This is a genomic window from Sphingomonas sp. M1A8_2b, from assembly GCF_053345535.1.
In genome coordinates, this window is sequence record NZ_JBKFAH010000003.1 from 335,982 (window position 1) to 354,376 (window position 18,395).

The 18,395-nt window shown below is 66.6% G+C and carries 19 protein-coding genes; 13 read left to right on the top strand and 6 right to left on the bottom strand.

Annotation, left to right across the window (positions count from 1 at the left end):
• Positions 1-145: 145 nt before the first annotated feature.
• The 4 genes from ACLBWL_RS13955 (at position 146) to ACLBWL_RS13970 (ending at position 3,094) form a co-directional block, all read left to right on the top strand.
• Positions 146-1,351 carry a trans-sulfuration enzyme family protein gene (locus ACLBWL_RS13955; RefSeq protein WP_447794011.1) on the top strand — a complete coding sequence of 402 codons (1,206 nt, stop codon included), beginning with the start codon at positions 146-148 and terminating at the stop codon, positions 1,349-1,351.
• Positions 1,348-1,746, top strand: a complete 399-nt coding sequence (gene apaG, locus ACLBWL_RS13960) for a Co2+/Mg2+ efflux protein ApaG (RefSeq protein ID WP_447794013.1) — start codon at positions 1,348-1,350, stop codon at positions 1,744-1,746. The genes ACLBWL_RS13955 and apaG overlap by 4 nt, the downstream gene beginning before the upstream one ends.
• The gene (locus tag ACLBWL_RS13965) at positions 1,743-2,525 is read left to right on the top strand and encodes a LysR family transcriptional regulator (protein WP_447794015.1); all 783 of its coding nucleotides are present in this window, start codon (positions 1,743-1,745) and stop codon (positions 2,523-2,525) included. Before apaG ends, ACLBWL_RS13965 begins: the two co-directional genes overlap by 4 nt.
• A gap of 65 nt (positions 2,526-2,590) precedes the next feature.
• Positions 2,591-3,094 (top strand): GNAT family N-acetyltransferase, encoded by a 504-nt coding sequence (locus ACLBWL_RS13970; RefSeq protein WP_447794017.1) that lies wholly within the window; start codon positions 2,591-2,593, stop codon positions 3,092-3,094.
• 168 nt (positions 3,095-3,262) lie between these two features.
• Here the strand turns inward: ACLBWL_RS13970 and ACLBWL_RS13975 are convergent, their stop codons facing one another.
• Together ACLBWL_RS13975 and ACLBWL_RS13980 are read right to left on the bottom strand one after the other, a co-directional pair.
• Entirely contained in the window at positions 3,263-4,534 is a 1,272-nt protein-coding gene (locus tag ACLBWL_RS13975) for a serine hydrolase (protein ID WP_447794019.1), read from the bottom strand.
• Positions 4,534-5,388 carry an ABC transporter permease gene (locus ACLBWL_RS13980; RefSeq protein ID WP_447794021.1) on the bottom strand — a complete coding sequence of 285 codons (855 nt, stop codon included), beginning with the start codon at positions 5,386-5,388 and terminating at the stop codon, positions 4,534-4,536. Before ACLBWL_RS13980 ends, ACLBWL_RS13975 begins: the two co-directional genes overlap by 1 nt.
• An 81-nt stretch (positions 5,389-5,469) precedes the next feature.
• Between ACLBWL_RS13980 and ACLBWL_RS13985 the strand changes: the two genes are divergently transcribed.
• Positions 5,470-6,219: a GcrA family cell cycle regulator gene (locus ACLBWL_RS13985; protein ID WP_447794023.1), complete on the top strand. Its 750-nt coding sequence runs from the start codon at positions 5,470-5,472 to the stop codon at positions 6,217-6,219.
• Positions 6,220-6,520: 301 nt separating this feature from the next.
• Here ACLBWL_RS13985 and ACLBWL_RS13990 read toward each other — a convergent pair whose 3' ends face one another.
• The gene (locus ACLBWL_RS13990) at positions 6,521-7,378 is read right to left on the bottom strand and encodes an outer membrane protein (protein ID WP_447794025.1); all 858 of its coding nucleotides are present in this window, start codon (positions 7,376-7,378) and stop codon (positions 6,521-6,523) included.
• Positions 7,379-7,540: 162 nt separating this feature from the next.
• Between ACLBWL_RS13990 and parE the strand changes: the two genes are divergently transcribed.
• From parE to queE, 6 genes are all read left to right on the top strand, one after another.
• A complete protein-coding gene (gene parE, locus ACLBWL_RS13995; RefSeq protein WP_447794027.1) occupies positions 7,541-9,550 on the top strand; it encodes a DNA topoisomerase IV subunit B in 2,010 nt (669 codons plus the stop codon).
• Between the two features lie 86 nt (positions 9,551-9,636).
• Positions 9,637-10,827, top strand: a complete 1,191-nt coding sequence (locus tag ACLBWL_RS14000) for an acetylornithine transaminase (protein WP_447794029.1) — start codon at positions 9,637-9,639, stop codon at positions 10,825-10,827.
• A 141-nt stretch (positions 10,828-10,968) separates the two neighbouring features.
• Positions 10,969-11,889, top strand: coding sequence for an ornithine carbamoyltransferase (argF, locus tag ACLBWL_RS14005; protein WP_447794031.1), 921 nt, complete (start codon positions 10,969-10,971; stop codon positions 11,887-11,889).
• Positions 11,890-12,082: 193 nt separating this feature from the next.
• Positions 12,083-12,985, top strand: a complete 903-nt coding sequence (gene hslO, locus ACLBWL_RS14010) for an Hsp33 family molecular chaperone HslO (protein WP_447794033.1) — start codon at positions 12,083-12,085, stop codon at positions 12,983-12,985.
• 183 nt (positions 12,986-13,168) lie between these two features.
• The gene (queC, locus tag ACLBWL_RS14015; RefSeq protein ID WP_447794035.1) at positions 13,169-13,873 is read left to right on the top strand and encodes a 7-cyano-7-deazaguanine synthase QueC; all 705 of its coding nucleotides are present in this window, start codon (positions 13,169-13,171) and stop codon (positions 13,871-13,873) included.
• Between the two features lies 1 nt (position 13,874).
• On the top strand, positions 13,875-14,507 hold the full coding sequence (queE, locus tag ACLBWL_RS14020; RefSeq protein WP_447794037.1) for a 7-carboxy-7-deazaguanine synthase: 633 nt from the start codon (positions 13,875-13,877) through the stop codon (positions 14,505-14,507).
• A gap of 131 nt (positions 14,508-14,638) precedes the next feature.
• Here queE and ACLBWL_RS14025 read toward each other — a convergent pair whose 3' ends face one another.
• The 3 genes from ACLBWL_RS14025 to lipB form a co-directional block, all read right to left on the bottom strand.
• A complete protein-coding gene (locus ACLBWL_RS14025; RefSeq protein WP_447794039.1) occupies positions 14,639-15,343 on the bottom strand; it encodes a hypothetical protein in 705 nt (234 codons plus the stop codon).
• Between the two features lie 297 nt (positions 15,344-15,640).
• The gene (locus ACLBWL_RS14030) at positions 15,641-15,907 is read right to left on the bottom strand and encodes a hypothetical protein (RefSeq protein WP_447794041.1); all 267 of its coding nucleotides are present in this window, start codon (positions 15,905-15,907) and stop codon (positions 15,641-15,643) included.
• A gap of 88 nt (positions 15,908-15,995) precedes the next feature.
• Positions 15,996-16,661, bottom strand: a complete 666-nt coding sequence (gene lipB, locus ACLBWL_RS14035) for a lipoyl(octanoyl) transferase LipB (RefSeq protein WP_447794410.1) — start codon at positions 16,659-16,661, stop codon at positions 15,996-15,998.
• A 114-nt stretch (positions 16,662-16,775) separates the two neighbouring features.
• Between lipB and ACLBWL_RS14040 the strand changes: the two genes are divergently transcribed.
• Positions 16,776-17,597 (top strand): hypothetical protein, encoded by an 822-nt coding sequence (locus tag ACLBWL_RS14040; RefSeq protein ID WP_447794043.1) that lies wholly within the window; start codon positions 16,776-16,778, stop codon positions 17,595-17,597.
• The gene (locus ACLBWL_RS14045; protein WP_447794045.1) at positions 17,594-18,334 is read left to right on the top strand and encodes a hypothetical protein; all 741 of its coding nucleotides are present in this window, start codon (positions 17,594-17,596) and stop codon (positions 18,332-18,334) included. The genes ACLBWL_RS14040 and ACLBWL_RS14045 overlap by 4 nt, the downstream gene beginning before the upstream one ends.
• The last annotated feature ends 61 nt before the right edge of the window (positions 18,335-18,395 follow it).

Consider the following 18,395-nt stretch of genomic DNA (forward strand, 5'->3'; position numbering starts at 1 on the left):
CTGTTCCTTGTCCTCCCCCTCCGTCGCCTTCGGCGCCACCTCCCCCTGGCGGGGGAGGATTGCGACCGTCGGACCGCTCTCTTCACACTCGCAAGGCGTGTCCCCGGGCTTGTCATCGCGGCTCCCCCCCGGCAAAGCGGCGCGCATGAAGCGCAAGACCGGCCAGGATCGTTCGATCACCCAGAATTGGCGTCCCGCGACGCGCGCCATCCGCGGCGGCACCGCCCGCAGCGAATATGGCGAGACGTCGGAGGCGTTGTTCCTCACCTCGGGCTATTGCTACGACAAGGCGGGCGACGCCGCGGCGCGCTTTGCCGGCGAGCAGGAGGGGATGACCTATTCCCGCCTCCAGAACCCGACCGTGCAGATGCTCGAGGAGCGGATCGCGCTGCTCGAAGGCGCCGAGGCGTGCCGGACGATGGCGACCGGCATGGCGGCGATGACCGCGTCGCTGCTCTGCCAGCTCCAGACCGGCGATCACCTCGTCGGCGGCCGTGCGGCGTTCGGATCGTGCCGCTGGCTGACCGACACGCTGCTGCCGAAGTTCGGGATCGCCACGACGATCGTCGACGCGCGCGATCCGCAGGCGTTCCTCGACGCGGTCCGCCCCGAGACGAAGGTGTTCTTCTTCGAGACGCCCGCCAACCCGACGATGGACATCGCCGATCTGAAGGCGATCTGCGACATCGCGCGCGAGCGAGGCATCACGACCGTCGTCGACAACGCGTTCGCGACGCCGGCCTTGCAGCGGCCGATGGAGTTCGGTGCGGATGTCACCGCCTATAGCGCGACCAAGATGATGGACGGGCAGGGCCGCGTGCTCGCCGGCGCGGTCTGCGGAACCGAGGATTTCATCACCAACACGTTGTTGCCGTTCACGCGCAACACCGGCCCAACGCTGTCGCCGTTCAACGCCTGGGTGGTGCTCAAGGGGCTCGAAACGCTCGATCTGCGCATCCACCGCCAGTCCGAGAACGCGATGAAGGTCGGGCAATTCCTCGAAGGCCGCGTACCCCGCGTGCTGCACCCCTTCCTGCCGAGCCATCCGCAGCACGAGCTGGCAAAGCGCCAGATGGACGCCTGCGGGCCGATCTTCGCGTTCGAGGTCGAGGGGCGCGAACAGGCGCATGCGTTGCTCGATGGTCTCGAACTGGTCGATATCTCGAACAACATCGGCGACTCGCGCTCGCTGATGACACATCCGGCCTCGACCACGCACGCCAGCGTCTCGCCCGACAAGCAGATTGAGATGGGTGTGACCGAGGGGTTGCTGCGGATCAACGTCGGGCTCGAAGACGCACAGGACGTGATCGACGACCTCGGTCAGGCCTTGAAGCAGGCCGGCCTATGAAAGCGCTGTTCCCCAACGCGGCGACGACCGGTGGGGTGACGGTGCGCGTGTCGGTCAGCTACCTGCCCGAACAGTCCGAGCCCCAGCGCGGACGCTGGTTCTGGGCATATCACATCCGTCTCGAGAATGAGGGGGAGAAGACCGTCCAGTTGTTGACCCGCCACTGGATCATCACCGACGGCCGCGGCGCGCGCCATTCGGTCGAGGGCGAGGGGGTGGTCGGCGAACAACCGGTGATCGAGCCGGGCGCGAGCTTCGACTATGTCTCGGGCTGCCCGCTGGCCACCCCGTCGGGGGCGATGCAGGGGAGTTATCAGATGGTCCGCGAGGACGGCGCGGTGTTCGCGGTCGAAATCCCCCGCTTCGCGCTGCTCGCGCCCGCGGTGCTGCATTGAAGCGCACGCATCTCCCGCTCAACGGTTTGCGCGTGCTCGATGCGGCGGCGCGGCATCTGTCGTTCACGCGGGCCGCTGACGAGCTGGCGGTGACGCCGGCCGCGGTCGGGCAGCAGATCCGGGCGTTGGAAGATACGCTGGGCGTCGTGCTGTTCCGGCGGACCACGCGTGGGCTGGAACTGACGCCCGAGGCCGAGGCTGGCTTGGGCGCGTTGCGCGGCGGGTTCCTTCAGTTCGAGGAAGCGGTGCGGGCGATGCAGGCGGGGCAGTCGTCGAAGTCGCTGACGATCGCGGCGCCGCGCGACCTGACCGAAAAGTGGCTGATGCCGCGGCTCGCGCAGATCGCCGAGGCGGATCCCGAACTCCGCTTCGTGCTGATCACCGCGGACGAGAATGTCGACTTTACCGAAGCGAATCTCGATCTCGCGATCCGATGGGGCGAAGGTCCGGGCGAGCATGAGGGTGAGGCGCTCGAATCCGAAGGCATGGTGACGATCGCCGCGCCGGGTAACGATGGCGAAGCCGTTATCGCGTGGTCCGGAGAGGACGGCGTCGCGCTGGTCCGCGTCACCGACGCCGGGTTGGCGATCGACGCGGCGGCGGCGGGGCTTGGCCGCGCGACGGTCCCCGAACTGCTCGCCCGCCGCGATCTCGCACAAGCCCGCGTGCGGCTGATCGGCGAGTCGCAACCGTCGAAGGGGGGGTATTGGCTGGTCGCGCCGCTCCCGCAGTGGCGCCAGAAGAAAGTCCGCGCCCTCGTGGATGCCCTGACCGCGTGAGGAAGCCCGGACGCAGACCTCGGCGCGCCGGCGTATCGCCAGTTCTCGAGACGCGGCGGCTGCGTTTGCGTCCGCTCGTCGAGGCGGATGCGCCGGCACTACACCCGATGCTCGCCGATCCTGAACTGATGACGTATTCCGCCGACGGTCCGCTCGGCAGCGTCGACGACGTCCGCACCTATCTCGCCGAGGAGGCCGCACCGGGCAACCAGCGCACTTGGGCGATCACCCGCGCCGGCGACGACCGTGCGATCGGCTGGGTCTCGGGGAGCGAGGCGGATGGGGCAGGGGTGACGGAGATCGGCTTCATCCTCGCGCGTGAAGCCTGGGGGCGCGGGATCGCCCGCGAGGCGGTCAGCGCCGTGATAGATCGATTGTTCGCGGAGGGTCGCAGTCGCGTGTTCGCGGACGCCGATACCGAGAACACGGCGTCGATCCTTCTATTGGAGCGGCTGGGGTTCCGTCGGGAACGGTTGCTGCGCGACGAGTGGGAGACTCACCTCGGCTCGCGCGACAGCGTGATCTACGGGCTGTGTGCGGATAGCTGGCAGGCGGCTGGACGGGCTTAGCCCCGATACGCCCCATCCTGATATCCACCACCCCGGCGAAGGCCGGGACCCAATTGGCAAGGTGGATATAACGGAGCGACAATCCCCGTTAGCAGCGTTCCCCAATTGGGCCCCGGCCTCCGCCGGGGTGGTGGCATAAAGGGGGTATATCTCTCTCGAATGCTACCTCTACCGCGCGGCCAACAACGCCAGTGCTCGGCCCATCAGCCCCGCGAACCGCACCTCGTTCACCGCATCGTCTGTCCGGTGCCAATTCCCGGACGCCGCATACCAACGCCCGTCCTTCGCCTGCACCAGGTAATTCAAACTCAGAACCCCCGGCTCGCCACCACCCTTGAACCCGACATACCCAAACCGCTTGGCGATCGCCGGGTCGACCCCCGCATTCACCGCGAGCACCGCCTTGGTCGTCGCATCCGCCCCGCGCAACCGGTCCAGCAGGCCCGCCATCGCCGAGGGACTCGCAAACCATTCGACGCTGTCGATCGCCACCGGCTTGCCCGCGAATACGCTCGGATCGAGCTTGGCCGTCGTGATCTTCACCGCATTGTCGGTCAGCAGCGCCCGTCGTTCGTCCCCCGAGCCCGCAACCCACGCCTTCATCAGCGCCGGATCGCCCTTCAGCGCGAACATCTCGCGCGTGGTCATCACCGGCACGCTGCCGCCCGCCGCCGCCGCCATCGCATCGACCTTCGCGCGGCCGAGCGTCGCCAGCAGCGTATCCGTCGCGGTGTTGTCGCTGATCGAGATCATCAGCGTCGCCAGCGTCTGTACCGTCACCGGCGACTCCGCGGGCCAGGTCTGCAGCACCCCGGACGGCAGCGACGGCGCGCCGACCTTCACGACGTCGGCCCAGTGCCGCTCGTCCGCCGTCACCTGCCGCGCCAGTTCCGCCAGCACCCACAGCTTGAACGCTGACCCGAGCGGCGCCGCGACATCGGCACGGTATTCCAGGATCGGCGCTAGTTTGCCGTTGCCGAGCGCATAGAGACCGAACCCGCTGGCGCCCGGCAGCGCGCGAAACTCGTCTTCGAGCTTGGTCAGGCTGTCGTCGCGCGGCGCCGTGCCGGTGATCAGCAGGCCGGTCGCGGCATGCGGCGGGGTGGGGTCGATGACGAGGCGGACGCTCGCCGTACCGCGCGCGTACCCGACGGTCAGGTCCGCCGACCATGCCGAGGTCGCGGTAAACGCCTCGATCTTCTGTGGATCGCCGAGCGCCGCCTTCAACTGCGCGGCGATGACCGACAGTTGCGCCGCCGGGACCTTGTCGCGGAAGCTCGCCGCGAAATACGTCTCGTACGATCCGCGACCGTCGAGGATCGCGACCAGCGCGTCCGCCTTGGCACGCAATGCCGGGTCCGGCTGGATCCCCTGCGCTCCGACTCCGACGGGCAACATCGCCATCAGTATCGCGAGTAGCCGGAGCGTCAGCCTGCGCATCAGTTCTTGAGTTTCCAGCCAGTCTTCAGCAGCCGGTAGCAGAGCAAGGCGAGCGCCAGGTCGATCACCAGGATGACGACTCCGCCAATCATGACCGGCGAGTCGGCCATTCCCAGGAACCCGTAGCGGAAGCCCGAGATGATGTAGAAGAACGGGTTCGCATGGCTGAACGCGCGGAACGCCGGCGCAAGCTTGTCGACCGAATAGAATGTCCCGGACAACAGCGACAGCGGGGCGATCACGAAGTTTGTGACCGCTGCGGCGTGGTCGAACTTGTCCGCCCAGATCGAGGTCAGCACGCCCAGCAGCGCGAGGAAGATCGATCCCAGCAGCCCGAACCAGACGATCGCGAGCGGCGCATGCGGCGTTACGTGCACGCCCGGGTACAGCGCCATCGCGCCCCAGACGACGATGCCGACGATCACCGCGCGGGTGACCGCGCCGCCGACCAGCCCGGCCAGCAACTCACCGGTCGACAGCGGCGGTTGCAGATAATCGACGATCGTGCCCTGCATCTTGCCGGCGAGCAGCGAGAAGCTCGCATTGGCGAACGCCGGCCCCATCATGCCCTGCGCGATGATCAGCCCGGGGGCGATGAAATCGGCGAACATCACCGTCTCGCCGCCGACCGGAACCGGGCTTTTCGCGCCGGTCGCGATCGTGAACACGATCAGAAACAGCAGGGTGGTGATCGCCGGCGCCCACACCGTCTGAAGCTGCACCTTGAAGAACCGGCGCACCTCCTTGATATAGAGGGTTCGCAATCCCTCCCAGTTCACGCTCGTAATGACGGGAACGCCGGGGGCGGAGTGTACCGCCGACTGGATTTCACCGATTGGGGGCTGGCTGCTCATGGGAGTTGCGGGTAATCCCTGCCGCTGCCGCCCGCAACCCGGCTTGAAGATTGGCCGACCGACCGAGACTAAGGAACGAGCATGTCCTGGACCGACGAGCGCATCGAGACGCTCAAGACGATGTGGGAGGCCGGCCAGACCGCCAGCCAGATCGCCGAAGCATTGGGTGGCGTGAGCCGCAACGCCGTGATCGGCAAGGCGCACCGCCTCGAATTGCAGGCGCGCCCGTCGCCGGTGAAGCCGAACGATCCCGAGGCGAAGGCGGCTGCCACTGCGGCGTCGGCTGCTGCTGCCCCGGCCGCTCCGGTTGCTGCCGCGGCGGACGAGCCGGTGTTCGTCTCGCCCGAGCCGGCGCCGGTTGCGCCGCCCGTCGCCGCGCCGCCGAGCGCGGCCGCGAAGGCGCCGGTTGCGCCCGAGCCGATCGTTGACGAGTCCGAAGAGGATGAAGACGAGGATGAGGTAGCGCCGGTCGCGGCACCGGCGCGCGCGCCGCAGCCGATCCTGCGCTCGGTCGGGCCTGGTGGCTTCCTGCGTCAGGCACCGGGCGAGCAGCAGCCGCCCAGCACGCCCGCGCCGCCGCGTCGCCTCGTGCCCGCCAAGCCGTCGCCCGAAATGGCGAACAAGACGAGCCTGCTCGAACTGAACGACCGGATCTGCAAATGGCCGCTGGGGCATCCCGGCGAGCCGGACTTCCACTTCTGCGGCAAGGCGGTGAACCCGGGGTTCCCGTATTGCGTCGATCATTGCGGTCATGCGTATCAGGCACAGCTGCCGCGCCGCGACCGCCGCCCGACGCCACCGCTGCCGTTCGGCGGACCGCGGCCTCGGTGAGCCTGTTTTGGTGCGGGCGGGCCGTAAACCCCGTCCGTCATCCTGACGAAAGTCAGGACCCAGGATACCGAGAGGCTACGCCGTTTGGCTCTGGGTCCTGACTTTCGTCCGGATGACGGGGTGGTAGGGCATCCCTCAGGGGCGTGACCAAGATAAGAAAAAGGCCGCTTCCTCGTGTGGGGAAACGGCCTTTTGCATTTCACGCTAGCCATGGGCAAAGCCCATGTCGTCGGACGCGGCGAGCCGCGCCGGCCGGGCTTGGGCGGGTCCTGCGCCAGCTTGGCGCAGGCCGCCCTTCGCCTTAAAACCTAAACGCAGCCGTGGCGCGCAGGCTGTGCCAGCGGAAATAGTCGAAGTTGCGACGGAAGTCGGTGCCCGACGCGTTGCCGCGGGTGAAGGGGCCGCCGGCGGGGCCGCCCGAGGCGCGGACGCGGTAGTCGTCGTCCTTGTAGCGGTGGAACAGATATTCGAGGCCGATCGAGAAGTTCTTGCCGAGCTTCTGCTCGATGCCGCCGCCGCCGACCAGGCCCCACTGCTTCTTGTCGCCGTTGGTGGTGAAGGTGTTGGCGGTGTTGCCGGTCGTGAAGCTGTTGTCGATGTTGGCGTAGCCGCCGCCCGCGGTGCCGTAGAACAGCGTTGTGTTCGCGGCATAGCCGGCGCGGACGCGGGCCGAGGCTTCCCATTTCAGGTCACGCGTCATCGTGTAGAATGCTGGCGTCGTGCTGAACGCGGTGACGCTGTCGGTGATCTCGCTCTTGCCGAATTCGCCGACCACGCCGAAGACGATGTTGCCGCGCTGGATATCGGCGCCGACGCGACCGTAATAGGCGATGCCGTCCTTGTCGTTGCGGCAACCCGGCCCGCCGTTGGTCGGCGCGACGTTGCTGACCGCACGACCATTGCAGAAGCCCGGCGAGAACGCGTTCGCCACGGTCGCCGTCGAGATGGTGTCGGTGAAGACGCCGTCCAGATTGCGATCGAACTCGATCGTCTCGCCGACGTCGTTGGGCTGCACGTCGTACCCGAACGAGCCGCCGATATACACGCCGCTGAACGGCGCGTCCGCGGTCGTTTCCTGCGCCGCTGCGGGGGCCGCAAAGGTCAGCGCCGCCCCGATCGCCGCCGCACCAGCGAGCGCTGCCTTCATCGTATCCTTCATAGTCCACTCCCGGAAAGTTTCATGACAGGTCTGTTAGAAACGGCGGATGCAGAGAAAATTATCCTGTCTTCCCAACAATAAGCGGCAGCGTGACTTTTTTGTAACAGGTTGGAACAAACAGAGGCTGTGGCATTGTCGCGAGCCTGCGGCTAGGCTCGCGCCATGGCTGAAGATCTGTTCGCGTCCCCCGGCGCACCCGGCGTCGGCAAAACCGCCGTCAATACCTATGACGCCTCATCGATCGAGGTGCTCGAAGGGCTGGAGCCGGTACGCCGCCGCCCTGGCATGTACGTCGGCGGTACCGACGAACGCGCGCTGCATCACCTCGCCGCCGAAGTGCTCGACAACGCGATGGACGAGGCGGTCGCGGGCCACGCGACGCGGATCGAAGTCACGCTTGAGGCGAACAACCGCCTGACGATCGTCGACAACGGCCGCGGCATCCCGGTCGACCCGCATCCGAAGTTTCCCGACAAGTCCGCGCTGGAGGTGATCCTCTCGACGCTCCACTCCGGCGGCAAGTTCGCGGGGAAAGCCTATGCGACCTCGGGCGGCCTGCACGGCGTCGGCATCAGCGTCGTCAACGCACTATCGTCCGACACCGTCGTCGAGGTAGCACGCGATCGGCAGCTCTACCGCCAGCGCTTCGCCAAGGGTCAGACGCTCGGCCCGATCGAGCGTCTCGGCCCGACGCCAAACCGCCGCGGGACGAGCGTCGCGTTCACGCCGGATACCGAAATCTTCGGCAGCGAACTGAACTTCAAGCCGCAGCGACTCTACAAGCTGGTCCGCTCTAAAGCGTATCTGTTCGCCGGCGTCGAGATTCGCTGGCACTGCGCACCCGAACTGATTGCGGACGACACCCCTCCGCAGGCCGTGTTCCAGTTCCCCGGCGGCCTCGCCGATCACTTGCGCGACCAGATCGCCGGCCGCGAATGCGCGACGTCCGACTTCTTTTCCGGTTCGCAAGATTTCCCGAGCGCGAACGGCGAAACGCAGGGTCGCGTCGAATGGGCGGTCGCGTGGCCGCTCTGGAGCGACGGCTCGTACAGCTGGTATTGCAACACCATCCCGACCCCTGACGGCGGCACGCACGAACAGGGCCTGCGCCAGGCGCTGGTCCGCGGCCTGCGCGCATTCGGCGATCTCGTCGGCAACAAGAAGACAAAGGATATCAGCGCGGACGACGTCATGGTCGGCAGCGAGCTGATGCTGTCGGTGTTCATCCGCGAACCACAGTTCCAGAGCCAGACCAAGGATCGCCTGACCAGCCCCGAAGCCGCCGGCCTCGTCGAAAAGGCCATTCGCGATCATTTCGACCATTTCCTCAGCCACAACATGGAGCGCGGCAAGGCGCTGCTGAACTATGTGCTCGAACGGATGGACGAACGCCTGCGCCGCAAGCAGGAGCGCGACGTCAAGCGCAAGACCGCGACCTCCGCGCGCAAGCTGCGTCTGCCGGGCAAGCTCACCGACTGCTCCGCCAACTCGCCCGAGGGCACCGAGCTGTTCATCGTCGAGGGTGATTCGGCCGGCGGCTCCGCCAAGCAGGCGCGCGATCGGAAGACGCAGGCGATTCTCCCGATCCGCGGCAAGATCCTCAACGTCGCGTCTGCCACCAGCGCGAAGATCTTCGCCAACCAGGAAATCGCCGACCTGACGCTCGCGCTGGGCTGTGGCACCCGGAAGGACTGCACGCCGGATACGCTGCGCTACGAACGCATCGTCATCATGACCGACGCCGACGTCGACGGTGCGCACATCGCGACGCTGCTGATGACGTTCTTCTTCCAGGAGATGCCCGAACTCGTCCGCCGCGGGCACCTCTACCTTGCGCAACCGCCGCTCTACCGCCTGACCGTCGGCACCAAGAGCGTCTACGCGCGCGACGACGCCCACCGCGCCGAGCTGGAACGCACCGTCTTCAAGGGCAAGAAGGTCGATGTCGGCCGCTTCAAGGGCCTTGGCGAGATGAACCCGAGCCAGCTCCGCGAAACCACGATGGACCCCGCCACGCGCGGCATGCTCCGCATCACGCTCCCCCAGGAATACGAAGAGCGCGCACAGGTGAAGGACCTCGTCGACCGCCTGATGGGCAACAACCCCGCGCACCGCTTCGCCTTCATCCAGGAGAATGCGGGCCGCATGGACGAGGAAGCAATCGACGCATGAGGTGTTGATTCGCGAGGCCGTCCGCTCGTATTAGGCCTTTCGGGCGGCCAGTGGGTCGCCCTTCTCGTTTCGAAGAGGAAGCGCTTGTGACCATCACCCCGCTCATGCCCGTCTACCCGCGGTGTGGCGTGCGTCCGGTCCGAGGCGAGGGCGCGTACCTCTATGGCGAGGACGGCCAGCAATATCTCGATTTCGCCAGCGGCATCGCGGTCAACGCGCTTGGCCACGCGCACCCGCATCTGACCAAGGCGATCGCCGAGCAGGCGGCGACGCTGATGCACGTGTCGAACCTGTACGGGTCGCCGCAGGGCGAGCATCTTGCGCAGCGGCTGGTCGATCACACTTTCGCGGATACGGTGTTCTTCACCAATTCCGGCGCGGAAGCGGTCGAGTGCGCGATCAAGACCGCGCGGCGTTATCACTTCGCCAACGGCAATCCGCAGCGGCATACGCTGATCACGTTCGACACCGCGTTCCACGGGCGTACGCTCGGCGCGATCTCGGCGACCAACCAGGCCAAGATGCGCGACGGGTTCGAGCCGCTGCTTCCCGGTTTTGCCTATGCGAAGTTCAACGATCTCGACGGTGCGCTTGCGCTGATCGACGACAACACGGCTGGGTTCCTGGTCGAGCCGATCCAGGGCGAGGGCGGCATCCGCCAGGCGAGCCACGAGTTCCTGACCGGCCTGCGGAAAGCGTGCGACGAGCATGGCCTGTTGCTGGTGCTGGACGAGGTCCAGTGCGGCTACGGCCGGACAGGGAAATTCTTCGCGCACGAGCTGTACGGCATCACGCCCGACATCATGTCGGTCGCCAAGGGCATCGGCGGCGGCTTCCCGCTCGGCGCATGCCTAGCGACCGAGGAGGCGGCCAAGGGCATGGTCGCGGGGACGCACGGCTCGACCTATGGCGGCAATCCGCTCGGGATGGCAGCGGGCGAGGCGATCCTCGACGTGATCCTCGAGGAGGGCTTTCTGGAGCACGTCACCGCAATGGGCGATCGGTTGCGGCAGGGGCTCGAGCAGATGATCCCGAACCACGATCATCTGTTCGACAGCGTCCGCGGGACCGGGCTGATGCTCGGGCTGAAGCTCAAGAGCGACAGCCGCGCGTTCGTCGCGTTCGCGCGCGACAACCACAATCTGTTGCTGGTGTCGGCGGGCGAGAACGTCATCCGCATCCTGCCGCCGCTGGTGATCGACGAGAGCCACATCGCCGAGTGCATCGACAAGCTGTCGGCAGCGGCGCGCGTCTACGTGCCGGCGGCCGACGACTGAAACTGATCCTCCCCGGTACGGGGAGGGGACCATGCGAAGCATGGTGGAGGGGGATCGCCTCGAAGTGTTGCGTTCGTGGAGGCCCCCCCTCCACCATTCGCTAATGCGAACGGTCCCCCTCCCCGTGCCGGGGAGGATATTATGACCCGCCATTTCCTGAATCTGACCGACGCCGGCCCTGACGGCATCGCCGCGATGCTGGCCGACTCGCTCGATCGCAAGGCCGCGCGCGCCGGTTTCCCCAAGGGCCGCGTCGATCCAGATGCGCCGCTCGCCGGTCACACCCTTGCGATGGTGTTCGAGAAGAACTCTACCCGTACGCGCTTCTCGTTCGACATGGCGATCCGCCAGCTCGGCGGCACGTCGATCGTGTCCGACGCCGGCTCGATGCAGCTCGGGCGTGGCGAGTCGGTCGCCGATACGGCGCGCATCCTGTCGGGCTATGTCGATGCAATCATGATCCGTACCGACGATCACGCGAAGATCGAGGAGATGGCGCACTACGCCTCGGTTCCGGTCATCAACGGCCTGACCGATGCGTCGCACCCGTGCCAGATCATGGCCGACCTGCTGACGATCGTCGAAAGCGGCAAAGCGCTGCCCGGCCTGAAGGTCGCGTGGCTCGGCGACGGCAACAACGTGCTCGCCTCGATCGTCGAGGCGGCCGGGCTGATGCAGTTCGACGTCGTCGCAGCGTGTCCGCAGGGGTATCAGCCCACCGACGCCGACGTCGCGCTCGGCAAAGGGCGCGCGAAGGTCGTCGCGACGCCGCGGGAGGCGGTCGAGGGCGCGGACATCGTCGTCACCGACACGTGGATCTCGATGGGGCAGGCACACGCAGAGACCAAGCTGGCGGCGCTCACCCCGTATCAGGTCGACGCCGCGCTGATGGCGATGGCCAAGTCCGACGCGAAGTTCCTGCATTGCCTGCCCGCGCATCGCGGCGAGGAGGTCACACCCGAGGTCATCGACGGGCCGCAGTCGCTGATCTGGCAGGAAGCGGAGAACCGACTGCACGCGCAGAAATCGGTATTGCGCTGGTGCTTCGGGCAGATCGGGTGAGGAACAGGCGTTAACGCGCCGTCTACGCCACCTCGGCCCTCGTCCGTCATCCTTTTCCCTGTCCGTCATCCCAGCGAAAGCTGGTATCTCCCGGTTCGAGCCGCGCTGCTCGCCAATGGGATACCTCAGCTTCCGCTGGGGTGACGGATGGGAATCGGGTTGACCCGCCGCCGCCGCTCCCCATCTTCCCCCGATGCACGATCCCAACATGACCGATCTCGACCGCGCGCTGGCCTTTGCAATCCCGACGCGCAACGCGCGCGGGCGGGTCGTCAGGCTCGGGACGTCGCTCGACCAGGTGCTCGCCGCGCACGCCTATCCGCCGGCAATCGAGAAACTGCTCGCCGAGGCGTTGACGCTGGCCGCGCTGATCGGCTCGACCTTGAAGGATGCGAGCGGCCAGCTCACCATGCAGACGCGGACCGACAACGGCGTCGTCCAGCTGCTGGTGTGCGATTATCGCGGCGGCGAGGTGCGCGGTTATATCGAATACGACGCGGACAAGCTTGCCGAGGCGCCCGCCGAGCCGAGCTTGTTTGCGCTGTTCGGCGCAGGATATCTGGCGATCACGTTCGATATGGCGACCAGCAACGAGCGCTATCAGGGGATCGTGCCCTTGGACGGCGACACGTTGTCGGAAGCCGCGCAAAGCTATTTCACGCAGTCGGAGCAGATCCCGACGATGGTTCGCACCGCCATGGCCAAGGGTCCGGACGGGCGTTGCGTGGCCGGCGGGCTGTTCCTCCAGCATCTGCCCGAAGGCGAGGACGGGCGCGAGCGTCTCCACACGAAGCTTGATCATCCGGAGTGGGAGCATGTCGCGATCCTGGGGGCGACGATGCGCGCTGACGAACTGACCGATGCGATATTGCCGCTCGATACTTTGGTGTGGAGGCTGTTCAACGAGGAACAGGATCTCCACGTGTTCGCCGATATCCCGATCTCCCGCGGGTGCCGCTGCGACGGCGCGTATATCGAAAGCGTGATCTCGAAGTTCCCGCTCGACGAGCGACGCGCGATGGCCGACGAAACCGGCTCGATCGTCGTCGATTGCGCGTTCTGTGCGAAGAAATTCCCTGTCCCGGTCGAGGCTTAGCCCGGATCGTTATAAAACAGGTAAGGAATTAACCGCTCATTTATCCTCGCGCGGTATAGGTAGGTTCGTGCTCGTATTCAGCACGTTTTTCTCCCTTGTGGCGCGACCACGCGTCAACCTCAGGGCCGCTCCACCGGGCGGCCCTTTCTTTTTGCCCGCCGCTGGCCTAGCGGACTCCGCATCATGACATCTCCTGCTCCCTTTGCGGTCGCGCTCGTTTCGGGCGGGCTAGACTCGATGATATCCGCCGCGATCGCGCGTGAATCCGGCCAACGCCTGCTCGCGCTGTCGTTCGACTATAACCAGCGCCACCGCGTCGAACTCGCCGCCGCACGGCGAATTGCCGAAGCGCTCGGCGCCGAACGCCACATCGTCCTGCCGATGGATCTGTCGGCGTTTGGCGGCTCCGCGCTGACCGCCGATATCGACGTGCCGAAAGACGGTGTCGGTACCGAAGACGGCGGCGGCATCCCGGTCACCTACGTACCTGCGCGCAATACCATCTTCCTCAGCCTCGCGCTCGGCTGGGCCGAGGCGGCTGGCGCGCGCGACATCTATATCGGCGTCAACGCGCTCGATTATTCGGGCTATCCCGATTGTCGTCCCGAGTTCATCGCCGCGTTCGAGGGGCTGGCCGAACTCGCCACCAAGGCCGGTGTCGAGGGCCAGCCGTTCCGTATCCAGGCGCCGCTCCAGCACATGACCAAGGCGGATATCGTCCGCGAGGGGACTCGGCTGGGGCTCGACCTGGGGTTGAGTTGGTCGTGCTACGATCCGGCGCCGGGAGGGCTGCATTGCGGTGAATGCGACAGCTGCCGTCTGCGGTCGCGCGGCTTCGACGAGGCCGGGATCGCCGACCCGACGCTCTATGCCGTAAAGCCGATTTGAGATGAGCTACGCCGTCAAGGAGATGTTCCTGACGCTGCAGGGCGAGGGCGTGAACGCGGGCCGCCGCGCGGTGTTCGTCCGCTTCGCCGGCTGCAACCTGTGGTCCGGCCGCGAGCAGGATCGCGCGACCGCGGTGTGCAAGTTCTGCGACACCGAGTTCGTCGGCACCGATGGGCTCGGCGGCGGAAAGTTCGCCGATGCGCAGGACTTGGCGGCGGCGGTCGCGGGATTCTGGGGCGAGGGGGAGCGGGACCGGTTCGTGGTGCTGACCGGGGGCGAGCCGATGCTCCAGATCGACGATGCCATCGTCGACGCGTTGCATGCCCAGGGCTTTCGGATCGCGATGGAGAGCAACGGGACGATCGCCGCGCATCCCGGCATTGACTGGGTGTGCATCAGTCCGAAGGCGGGCAGCGTCGTCGTGCAGCGGACCGGGGACGAGCTGAAGCTGGTCTGGCCGCAGCCGGGCACCGATCTCGACGATGTCGAGACCTGGGATTTCGCGAACCTGCTGCTCCAGCCGCTCGACGACCCGCGGGCGGACGCGAACCGCGAGGCGTGCGTGGAGATGGTGATGGCGCGGCCGCAGTGGCGGTTGTCGTTGCAAACGCACAAGTTGCTCGGGCTGCGCTGAGGAGAGCGCTACCAGCGGGTGATGAAAGTCGGGAAGTCCGGCGGCGAAAGCCGGGGGAACGCAGATCGGCATGACGCAAATCACAGCAGCGGGAGCGGGCCGCCAGTATCGGTGGTGCCCGCTCGTCCGTTTTACTGCCCGGCGATCCCGACACCCGCGGGCGGCCAGTTCTGCGCGCCGCACTTCTTGGTGACCCACTCACCCTTCTTGTTCCAGCAGATCGGGTCGAGCCGCGGCATCGTCGCGCGGTCGCGGCCGATATAGCGCGGGAAGCGCTGTTCGCCCCACGGGATCAGGCTGTTGCGGAGCTCGCGCGAGCGCGCCAGTGCGACCTCGAACAGGTGACCACGCGGCGCGAAGACCGCATCGCGGCCGATCGAGGCAGCGGTCTGGCAGAATCCGAACTGCGCAGCGACCGTGGCGAAGCTCGAATAGGTGCGCGTACCGAACTGGTCGAGCGCGGTCTGACCGGCCTTGACCCCGGCAGCCTTGTTGACGCGCGCGAAATATTTGGTGAGCGTGGTGAACGAGTTCTTCAGTTCCTCGCTGTGGTCTGCGATCATCGCGTTGTAGTTGGGCACGGTCAGCAGCGTCGGCTCGAACTGGCATTGCAGTGCCGCCACGTTGAGCGCGGCGCGCATGTGCCATACCAGTGCTGCGCGCACCTCATCCTGCGTCGCGCCGGGCAGGACCTGGCCGAGATCGGCCTCGTCCCCGGTCACCGCTGCGCCCGAAAAATCGCGCGACTGCAAAAAGAACTGCGCCGATGCCGACTGGGCTACGGCCAGTCCACTCGCCGCCACGCATAGCGCAAGCGCGGTACGCAACACCTTCATTCCAACCTCCCCGGGATCTTCAAGCCGTCGATTCTAAAGCGTTTCGACGCCGCCCCCAAGTGAATTTACCTATCGAAGCCGGCCACCAGGGTCCAGCGACACCGACCGCGGCGGATTTTCGTCGCAGCCGAAATGATTATGGCACGCTGGGGCGCTTTCAGGTCACGACCCGACGCACGTCGGACATCGCCACTGCGGCCGAAACGCAAAGGGCCGCCCGGTCGCCCGGACGGCCCTTTCGCAGCACGACATCCCTTTCGGAAATGCCGGGCCGCAGCAGTAATTTCCTTGCGGAAATTACATCGCGTTGTTGGTCATCATGGTGTCGTTCGACATCATCGTGTCGTTCGCCATCATGGTGTCGTTGGCCATCATGCCACCGTTCGACGCGCCGTCGACTGCGGTCATGTTGTCGGTCATCGTGTCCATGCCTTCGCTGGCATTCATGTCGGTGACCATCGTGTTGTCGGTCGTCGTCTCGGTCTTCGGACCGCACGCCGAAACGGCGAGCGCTGCGCTGGCGATCAGCGAACCGGTCAGAACCTTGGAAATGAGTGAACGCATGTGGAAGCTCCCTAGATAGAGGATTTGGCTGGCTGCTCGCCCTTAATACCCAAATCGTAGTGGACATTAATCCGATAACGGTTTGTCCTCAAGCCTCGTTTTCTCGAGGACAAGAAACTGTTTCAAGGAAAGCATCGGTCGTCAACGTCAGAGCGGCGTCGAAGGTTGCAAGGTCGGCGGAAATGCCGAGGGATTGCAGGCTGGTAACGCCATATTCGGACAGGCCGCAGGGGACGATACCGCCAAAATGGGCCAGATCGGGGGCCACGTTCACCGAAAAGCCGTGGAGCGTGACCCAGCGCTTCACCCGCACGCCGATCGCGCCGATCTTGGCTTCGCTGCCCCTATCGAGCGTCCAGATGCCGACGCGACCATCGACCGCGAACGCCTCGACGCCGAGTTCGCGGAGTGCCGCGATCACCCAGGATTCGAGCGCGTGAACGTAGCGACGCACGTCGCGACCACGTTTGGTCAGGTCGAGCACGACATAGCCGATCCGCTGGCCGGGCCCGTGATAGGTGTATTTGCCGCCGCGCCCGGTCGCGATCACCGGGAAGCGCGCGTCGATCAGGTCGCCGGCCTCGGCGCTGGTGCCCGCGGTGTAGACCGGGGGGTGTTCGAGCATCCACAGCAGTTCGCGCGCCTCGCCCGCGCCGACCGCGGCCGCGCGCGCCTCCATCTCGGCCAGCGCGTCGGCATAGGGCGTGAGGCCGGCGCTGGTCCGCCATTCGATGTCGGAAGAGGGAGAGTTAATCACGGCTCCCAATTGCGCACCCGAGCGGCGACTTGCAAGCCGACCCGCAACCTGTGGTCAAGCGCAGGGGCTTGGGCTAGTCCGCGCGGAACACGGAACCGGGGAGCGTGACACATGGTGAGAATGGGAACGGTCTGGGATCGCACGGTCGAGGTGCTCAACGGGCGCACCGGCATGATCGCGCCGATCGCGCTGCTCGGGATAGTGCTGCCGAGCGTCGTCCGGGACGGCTTCGTCGCGTTCTCGACGCCGGGGACCGCGATGTTCGCGCTGGTCGGCGGCGTGCTGGCGATCGTCGCGCTGGTCGCGATGCTGTGGGCGCAGCTCGCGATCGTCGCGATCGCCACTGATCCGGCGACCGATGCGGCCGAGGCGCGTCGCCAGGCCGGCGCGCGCCTGTTGCCGGCGTTCGGGATCACCGTGCTGCTGTCGATCGTCGCGGTAATCCTCGCGGTGCCGCCGGTGCTCGTGCTGATCCAGTCCGGCTTCGACATCACCGCCGCGGCCAACGGGTCGAGCGCGCAGATGACGCCGCCCAGCGCCGGGGCCGCCGGGTTCGTCGGCCTCTACAGCCTCGTCTACATGCTGGTGCTGGTCTGGATCGGGGCGCGACTGATCCTGCTCAATCCCGTCATTCTCAATGAGCGCCTCGGGTTCGGCGCGCTGCTGCGCTCGGTGCGGCTGACTAAGGGGCTGACGTGGCGGATCATCGGCGTGCTGCTGCTGTTCGGGATCGTCCTGATCGTTACCAGCTGGGCGGCGCAGTCGGTCACCGGGGTCGTGTTCCGCCTCGCGCTCGGCGCCGACGGGCTGGCACTCGCGACCTTCCTCGCCGGGATCTTCGCCACGATCGTTTCCACCGCCTTCACCGTGCTCGCCGCCGTCTTCACCACGCAGTTGTACGTCGCCGTCAGAGAGAGCCCCGACACCCTATGAAGCTCGATTTCGCGACTGTCCTCACCGATGCCTGGACCCTGTTCAAGCGTGACCGCGACCTGTTGCTGCGGATCGCCGCGCCGTTCCTGTTCCTGCCCGCGTTCGCGCTCGCCTTGGTCGTGCCCGATCCGCCGATGCCGGTGGCGGGGGCGGGCGACAACGAAGCACAGGCGATGGCCTGGGCCGACGCGGTGCAGACGTGGGCGTCGGCGCATGGCGGCTGGTACCTGCTCGCCTATGTGACGAGCTTTTTCGGGACGTCGCTGTTCTACGCGCTGTATCTCGACCGCGATCAGCTCGATCTGCGCGGGGCGTTGTCGCGCTGCCTCAAGCTGTTTCCGCGCTTCCTGCTGGCGATGGTGATCGTGTCGCTGCCGGCAGGCGCGGGGCTGCTGCTCTACGCGATTCCCGGCCTCTACATCCTCGGCCGGACGATGATGACCGGTCCGGCCCTTTTCGCCGAGGCGCCGCTCGGCGCGCTCGGTGCGATCCGGCGTAGCCTGACGCTCAGCCGCGGATCGGGACTGCCGCTGATGGGACTGGCGGCCTTCAGCTATATCAGCGGCTGGATCGTCGGTGCGCCGTTCATGATGGCGGACAAGGCGCTGCGCGACGGCGGCGAGGCGAACCCGGTCGCGCTGGTGATCGTCGATGCGGGCGCGGCGGCGGCGGCGATGGCGTCGGGAATCGCGATGGCGCTGATCGCGATCTCTGCCTACCGCCGACTGGCGCGGTAGGGCCAACCCCACCACCTCCGTCATGCCGGGCTCGTTCCGGCATCCACCGTTCCGCACGCTC